The following is a 3,364-nucleotide window of genomic DNA, read 5'->3' as shown; positions in this document are numbered from 1 at the left end:
ATTTTAATCATACAACACCATTCTCAGTGGCAGAAAAAGAATGTGAAAAAGGTAGTGAATGGTTAATGCCATTCACTACCAACATACTCACTATTTCTCTCCACCAACACAATTTGACGAAGAGCCATAAAAAGAGGGTTATTTTCATAAGAAAGACCAATGATTTTGTTTGACAAATGATATTTCATTACGTAAAATGATAGTGTGTATCTACACGAACCTTATACTTGGTAAATGCGTATCACCAACGATTTACTCGGCATAGGGCAATTTTAAAGAAAGAGGTGTTAGAAATGGCAATTTCTAAAGAACAAAAAACTGAAATCATCAAAGCATACGCAACACACGAAGGAGATACAGGTTCTCCAGAAGTACAAATCGCAGTGTTAACAGCTGAAATTAACGCTTTAAACGAACATGCACGTGTTCACAAAAAAGACTTCCATTCAGCTCGTGGTATGATGAAAAAAATCGGTCATCGTCGTCACTTGTTAGCGTACTTACGTAACAAAGATATTCAACGTTACCGTGAATTGATTCAACGTTTAGGCTTACGTCGTTAATCAGTATTGTTTAGGCGGTATTCCATTTTGGAGTACCGCCTATCCTATGTAAGCTCATTTTAAGTAGCCACTAGACTACTATGCAAAGAAGAGTGAATGACAATTGATTGACTGTTCTTTGTTTAGTAGCGTGGCAGAAAGATAGAGGAATAAATATGACAAAACAAGTTTTTGAAACGATGTGGGCAAATCGTCCATTAAAAGTTGAAGTAGGGCAATTAGCCAAACAAGCAAATGGTGCTGTTTTAGTTCGTTATGGAGATACAGTTGTGTTGACAGCGGTTGTTTGTTCAAAATCAGCCACAACAGGAGATTTTTTCCCGCTAACTGTAAACTATAATGAAAAAATGTATGCCGTTGGTAAAATGCCAGGAGGCTTTATTAAACGTGAAGGTCGTCCAAGTGAGAGTGCAACTTTAACAGCACGTTTAATTGATAGACCGATCCGTCCAATGTTTGCAGACGGATTTAGAAATGAAGTACAAATTACTAATACAGTATTATCTGTAGAACAAGATTGTTCTCCAGAAATGGCAGCAATGTTTGGTTCTTCTTTAGCTTTATGTATTTCTGATATTCCATTTGACGGGCCAATTGCAGGAGTTGATGTTGGACGTGTTAATGGTGAATATGTTATTAACCCAACAGTTGCTCAAAAAGAAAACAGTGATATTGAACTATCTGTTGCAGGAACAAAGACGGCTATCAATATGGTAGAAAGTAGTGCAAAAGAAGTTTCAGAAGAAGACATGTTGCATGCCTTACTATATGGACATGAAGCTATTAAAGCACTTGTTCAATTCCAAGAAGAAATCACACAAGCTGTTGGTAAAGAAAAAATGGATATTGACTTGTTGACATTAGATGAAGACCTTGTTAAAGAAGCACAAGACTTATTTAAAGATAAAATGTTAACAGCTATTCAAACCGAAGAAAAATTAGCACGTGAAGCAAATATTGAAGCAGTTAAAGAAGAAGCTATTTTATTCTTTGAAGAAAAATATGCAGAACATGAAGAAATTGAGCGTATTGCTAAAGAAATTCGTCAAATTGTTTATGATTTAGAAAAAGATGAAGTACGTCGCTTAATTACAGAAGATAAAGTAAGACCAGACGGTCGTAAAATTGATGAAATTCGTCCACTATCTTCAGAAGTTGCTTTATTACCACGTGTTCATGGTTCAGGCTTATTCACACGTGGACAAACACAAGCATTAACGGCAGCAACTTTAGCACCATTAGGCGAGCATCAAGTCATTGACGGATTGGGTATTGAAGAAGGAAAAAGATTTATTCATCATTATAATTTCCCACAATTTTCTGTTGGTTCAACAGGACGTGCAGGAAGTCCAGGACGCCGTGAAATTGGACATGGTGCATTAGGAGAACGAGCATTAAAACAAATTATTCCAACACCAGAGGAATTTCCATATACGATTCGTTTAGTATCTGAAGTATTAGAATCAAATGGATCAAGTTCACAAGCAAGTATTTGTGCCGGTACATTGGCGTTAATGGATGCAGGTGTTCCTATTAAAGCACCAGTTGCCGGAATTGCTATGGGATTGGTGATGAATGAGGATAATGGACAGTATACCGTTTTAACAGATATTCAAGGTTTAGAAGATCACTTAGGTGATATGGACTTTAAAGTAGCTGGAACAAGTGAAGGTATCACAGCTTTACAAATGGATATTAAAATTAAAGGTATTACTGAACAAATTTTAACAGAAGCATTAACACAAGCCAAAAAAGCACGTTTGGAAATTTTAGAAGAATTAACAAGCACGATTGCACAACCTAGACCAGAATTAAGCCCGTATGCACCGAAAATCGAAATGATACAAATTCATCCAGATCAAATCAAGGTTGTCATTGGGCGTGGTGGAGAAACCATTAATGCCATTATTGATGAAACAGGAGTTAAAATAGATATTGACCAAGAGGGTAATGTGAGTATTGCTTCTTCTGATACGGATATGATTAAGCGTGCTATCCAAATTATTGAAGAATTAACACATGTTGTTGAAGTAGGCAATATTTATGAAGGTACAGTTAAACGTATTGAAAAATTTGGCGCCTTTGTTGAAATTGTAAAAGGAAAAGACGGTCTAGTTCATATTTCTGAAATATCTCATGAAAGAACGAAATCTGTTGAAGATGTTTTAAAAATAGGACAAATGGTACGTGTCAAAGTCATTGAAATTGATAAACAAGGTAGAATTAACTTATCAATGAAAGCTCTTATTGAAAAACCAGTTTTAGACCAAGAATAAATAAAAAACGGGCTCTATGTCAAATAGGGTTGATGACTCATAAAAGGTAGTGATGTAACAAATGTTACGTCACTATCTTTTTTTAAGTCACAAAGTGATGTACGGCTCACCGACATGTACACGATACATGTCTTTTCCCCTACGTTGTGCGGGGAAGGAGCTATTCGTACATCACTTTTGACTTAAACTATTAAGCAACTAGTGAAGTAGATGGTACGGTATACGGTACATATAACTTACACATGAATAAAATACGATTTCTAAAATGTGAAAAGTTACGATAACCATAGGCATTTCTCTTAAGTACTTTAATTTTATGATTGATTCCTTCAAGTGCACCATTAGTCAAATGATGGTAGATAAAGGTGTTTTTAATATAGGGTAAATACCCTTTGAACGTTCTTAATACTCTACGTAAACCAGGAGAAATAGCTTCCTGTTTAGCCCATATGAGTATTTCTTCAAATCGGTCAAAATCTCTATTATGTAAAGCATCTCTTAATTGATGAACGACATCGTATGTGG

General features: G+C 35.6%; 3 protein-coding genes. 2 read left to right on the top strand and 1 reads right to left on the bottom strand.

The window, feature by feature from the left end:
- The first annotated feature begins 293 nt into the window (after positions 1-293).
- Both rpsO and pnp read left to right on the top strand, forming a co-directional pair.
- Entirely contained in the window at positions 294-563 is a 270-nt protein-coding gene (gene rpsO, locus GMA06_RS08175; protein WP_135125869.1) for a 30S ribosomal protein S15, read from the top strand.
- A 155-nt stretch (positions 564-718) separates the two neighbouring features.
- Entirely contained in the window at positions 719-2,839 is a 2,121-nt protein-coding gene (gene pnp / locus GMA06_RS08170; RefSeq protein ID WP_163545187.1) for a polyribonucleotide nucleotidyltransferase, read from the top strand.
- Between the two features lie 190 nt (positions 2,840-3,029).
- Here pnp and GMA06_RS08165 read toward each other — a convergent pair.
- On the bottom strand, positions 3,030-3,364 hold a 335-nt coding region (locus GMA06_RS08165), incomplete at its 5' end, for a transposase (RefSeq protein WP_163561595.1).

This window comes from Granulicatella sp. zg-84 (assembly GCF_010892375.1).
Taxonomy (GTDB): domain Bacteria; phylum Bacillota; class Bacilli; order Lactobacillales; family Aerococcaceae; genus WM01.
The sequence above is the reverse complement of the archived record's forward strand: the minus strand, read 5'-3'. Positions and strand labels throughout refer to the sequence as shown.

Bases quoted from the DNA above. Each gene is read 5' to 3' on its own strand.
- rpsO (WP_135125869.1), top strand. From the start codon at position 294: ATGGCAATTTCTAAAGAACAAAAAACTGAAATCATCAAAGCATACGCA.
- pnp (WP_163545187.1), top strand. From the start codon at position 719: ATGACAAAACAAGTTTTTGAAACGATGTGGGCAAATCGTCCATTAAAA.